The sequence below is a fragment of the Petralouisia sp. genome, assembly GCF_056822245.1.
The window spans coordinates 1-4,155 of sequence record NZ_JBQIOP010000099.1; the positions used below are offsets into that span (position 1 = coordinate 1).

Annotated in this window: 3 protein-coding genes; all 3 read right to left on the reverse strand. The window is 45.6% G+C overall.

Going from position 1 to position 4,155, the window contains the following annotated elements; all coding sequences use genetic code 11:
• Nucleotides 1–119: 119 nt before the first annotated feature.
• Genes ACTO17_RS19605 through ACTO17_RS19615 form a run of 3 tightly spaced genes read right to left on the reverse strand, consistent with a single transcriptional unit; the run spans nucleotide 120 to nucleotide 4,013 of the window.
• Nucleotides 120–1,157, reverse strand: a complete 1,038-nt coding sequence (locus tag ACTO17_RS19605) for a tyrosine-type recombinase/integrase (protein ID WP_482559111.1) — start codon at nucleotides 1,155–1,157, stop codon at nucleotides 120–122.
• Entirely contained in the window at nucleotides 1,147–2,115 is a 969-nt protein-coding gene (locus ACTO17_RS19610) for a tyrosine-type recombinase/integrase (RefSeq protein ID WP_004058800.1), read from the reverse strand. Before ACTO17_RS19610 ends, ACTO17_RS19605 begins: the two co-directional genes overlap by 11 nt.
• Nucleotides 2,112–4,013, reverse strand: coding sequence for a tyrosine-type recombinase/integrase (locus tag ACTO17_RS19615; RefSeq protein WP_482559112.1), 1,902 nt, complete (start codon nucleotides 4,011–4,013; stop codon nucleotides 2,112–2,114). Before ACTO17_RS19615 ends, ACTO17_RS19610 begins: the two co-directional genes overlap by 4 nt.
• Nucleotides 4,014–4,155 lie beyond the last annotated feature (142 nt).

The following is a 4,155-nucleotide window of genomic DNA, read 5'->3' on the forward strand; positions in this document are numbered from 1 at the left end:
TCGGCTTCAAATGGATACATCAACATTTGAAGCGTTATACTCAGCATTCCAAAATGTTAATCATTTTTAAGAATGCTGAGAAATAAGGCACTTTACTACTAAAAGATGAGCATTATTCGTTAGCGCAATCCACAAATCCTTGCCATTTCATCTTCACTGCCCTCCCACATTGCCGCTTCATCAGGTATGGGTGTTGGAACAGATTCCATTGCTTCCCGAAGCTGTTCAACAGACTGCTTTGCATAGTAGTTTTTGGTTGTATCAGTCCTGGCATGTCCTAACACTGTAGAGACAAGTTCAATGGCGATCCCATCCTGGTAAAGATTTGTGGCCCTGGTCCGCCGGAACATGTGGCAATGGACTGAATCTGGAATGCTGATCCCTGCCTCGCTTACCAGGGCTGCATATTTTTTTATAATCCTCTGGACATTTCCAACGGACATCCTGTCTGCCACACCTTTTATCGTTGTGGAAAATAAGTAGGCTTCTTTAGAAGAATTGCTGTGATATACACGCATATACTCCTTAAGGTGTCCAGCCGCCTTAGCTGTCAATTGTATGGTTCTCTCTTTGTTGCCTTTGCCTGTTATGAAAATATTGGGATATTTTGATTCCATTGCAACATCACATAAGCGGATGTTGAGCAGCTCACTGACTCTTACAGCTGTATCGTAGAGGAGAATCAAAATAGCACGGTCCCGTACACCAAACTTCGTATCCGGCGGTGCGGACAGTATTGCGGCAAGTGCATCCTCGGACAGAACAGGCTTTTCCTTTTTTATGGTTTTGCAGGGTGATATCTGGCTGACTGCCAGAGCAACCGACTGGATGGATATGTCCATATCCGAGGCATAGTTCAGATAGGCGCGGATAGCCGCGACTCTTACATTTACAGTTGATGGCTGGCTGCCATTTGCAAGCAGATACTCTCTAAAGTTATAAATACATTCTTTGGTACAGTCGGAAAACTGAAAGGTGCTTATGGACTTACCTAATTCACCTACAAGATAGTTTTTAAATATTGTAAGGGAATCCCTATAGGATTCTGCTGTAGCCTGACTGCGTCCGGCCTGCTTTACCAAATAGACATTTAGAAAGTTCCATGTCTGGGAAAAGAACAGCTGGCCAGACCGTATCTTTTCTGGTTTATTCTTCATAGGGAACCACCTCCGGAATAACCTTTCCCGACACTGTATCTTTCTCCCGGATAGTATCAAATGCCTTTTCTACAAGATGATAGTAATAATACGTTTCATCAGGGCTTTTATGTCCAAGGTATCTGCTTAAATATGGGAGCATAGTGTTTGTATCAATTCCCTGGTGCATCCACTCATTAAACCTCTCCACTACAAAAGCGTGGCGTAAACAGTGGGGCGTCGGGTGTTTAGCAAGTGTCCCGGCAGCTGGAAGCATAGCCCAATGACGGTTAAAACTTGACTCTACTCCGGAACACGAAACAGGCTTATGCGGGTCTTTTCCTGGAAAAGCCCAGTCAATTCCGGGGAAAAGCTTTTCCTGGCATTCTTTATAGCTTTTAAGTACTGGAAGGCTGTCCTGCGGAAGGTATACAAGGCGGTCTTTGCTGCCTTTTGAGCCAAGGATAGTAAGGATCCCTTTTTCCAGGTCTATATGTTCCCACTTTAGCAGCCGCCCTTCTGACAGACGCAGCCCACAGCAAAAATACAGGAGAAAAAGAATCTTGCACTCCCTGTCGAGCCTTAGCTGCTCTGAATTATGGGATGTGCGGATATCCATTTTCCGCAGCAGCTCCTTAACCTCATCTTTTGACGGGATGTAAAGGGCCGGGCGGTAAGCCTTGCAGAAAAAATTAGGGATGTATGCTTCCTGGCCGAGGGAAAGGATATATTCACCCAGCACTTTCACGACCGACATACGGCGGTTGTGATAGGCATCTCCTTCGCAAGGTCTGGCTTCGGACCATTTGGCTGCCATTTCATAAGTAACTGTTGTCAGTTCCGGATAATTCTGTACGCAAAAAGTATCAAAGCGTTTTAACAGCTTTTCTTCGGCATGATAGGCATATCCATCAGCCCGTTTTTGTTGTATAAGCCCTTCGATATGATGTGCCAGGCCGCTCTCAAAAATGTATGTCATGATAAGACACCTCCAAATTCCAGAGGGCAGAGCCTCATTTTATCTTCGTCACGTTCGAGGTATACCTCAGCAGTTTCCTGACGTGCATGCCCAAGGGCATTAGAAATATCATCAAGCCTGTTGCCTGCCCGGAGCATTCTTGTGGCAAATGTCTTCCGTGTCATATGGAAGCCCTGGCCGGCAGACAGTTCAAAACCATATTCGGCAAGTATTCTTTTTAAAGCCCCGCGGCATGCCGTTGTAACTTTAAGCGGGATATATGGCGCCTGATGGCGGATAAATATATATCCGTTACCTGCGGCAGCCGATTCCGGACGCCCATCCATGATGTATTTATACACTGAATTACCTACGTCTGTAGGTACTGGAAGCGTGATTGCTTTTCTTGTTTTCTGCTGGATGAAGGAGACCGTTTTATTTTTCCAGTCGAAATCATTTACCTGGAGCTTTAGGATGTCTGCGCCCCTGATACCCATCCGGAGTCCGAGCATAACCATGGCTGTGTCCCTGAGTTCTATGGGGGTGGAGGCTTTCTCACGGTATTCATATATTTTCTTAACCATATCATCGCTCAGGACATCAACGATGCTGCGATGGGGAGCGCAGCCTGCGGATACCGCAAAAACAAGTGTCGGCAAAACCAGATCCTGGCCGGCCATGTACCGCAGAAGCTGGCGGAGTTTAGACCCATATGCATTTTTACTCTCCGGGGTCAAGTGGACATCCTGGTTATGGAATGCTTTCACCACATCCGGCGTTATGGACATTGGATGATCTATCCCGTTGTCTTCAAGATATTTGAAAAAACTGCATCCGGCAGCTCTGCACATGGTAAGTGTATTATTGGCCATCCCATCCCGCCTGCGGCTCTCTATAAAACCATCAAGAATGGTTCTGCTCCATGACGGGAGTTGGTCGGACGCACGCTTTTGGCCTGCAGTTATGTTAGATTCCATTGTACCCTGGAGATACTTCCCAAACATTCTGATCGTGTGTGAACGGCGGGCCGATATGGAATTGCCGGCTTTGGCCTGATCCGGACAATCCGGAAGCATATCTATCCATAGGGTTACAGTTTCTGGTGAATGTTCCAGACGGTTAAGTTCCAAAAACATAAAATACCAGGTGAAATCATTGCGGTAAACAGCTTTTGATGACTCCATGTATTTCCAATCATTCAGAGCGTCAAGATATTCTTCCGCTTTATGTTCAAGGGGTACACTGGGATGAAATGCGACGCCTGTTTTTGGAAGCCTCATACCCGGCAGTATTTCAGCGTTCCCACCAAAAAGAACCAGCTGATAGCACTCCGGCACATCACCCCGGCGGTGAAGGTATTTCATAAGCGCCGTCATAGCGCATACGGCGTTTTGGCGTCTGCCGGAAGAACTGCAGGATTTGCAGTAAGTATTCCAGTATTCGATAAGAGTATCTATGGTTACTGCTTCCGGCTCTGTAATTCCAAGGGACGTCGCAAGCCGGAAAAACTCTTTTATGGCAACGGAATACGTATGGTAATAGCCGGGGTTTTGGCTGGCCGCATAGTATTCTTCCAGCTCATATGTCAGACGGAAAAAGGATTCCGACATTCCGCTCCTGCAGAAAAAGCTGTCTTCCGAACGGCAGAAAGGACTTTTGATATCCCCAAAAAGCAGGTAATGCTCAAGGCGGAACAGGGCATTTCTATATTGGGAACACGCCTCGTAGGAAATTTCCAGTTTCTTAATCTCAAGCCAGTCCAGTGCGGCATCCATAGAAAAAGGAATGTCATTATCCATCAGGTACTTGAAAAATGTAGTGTAACAGGTTCTATGCATGTCTATATTTTTACATGCACTGTCAGGCTGCTTCATCATATTGAGAACTGATGAAACAGCATCTAAATAGTTTATTTGCATATCAAATGCGCTCCTTTCCGGATTCCCATCTGAGGGGAAAACCTAAGAATAGCGTATCTGATAATGCTCATCTTTTGTACAAGAAAGTGAGGATTTATGGGAAATAGTTTAAAAGATCAACATTATAAAAACATGGATATAA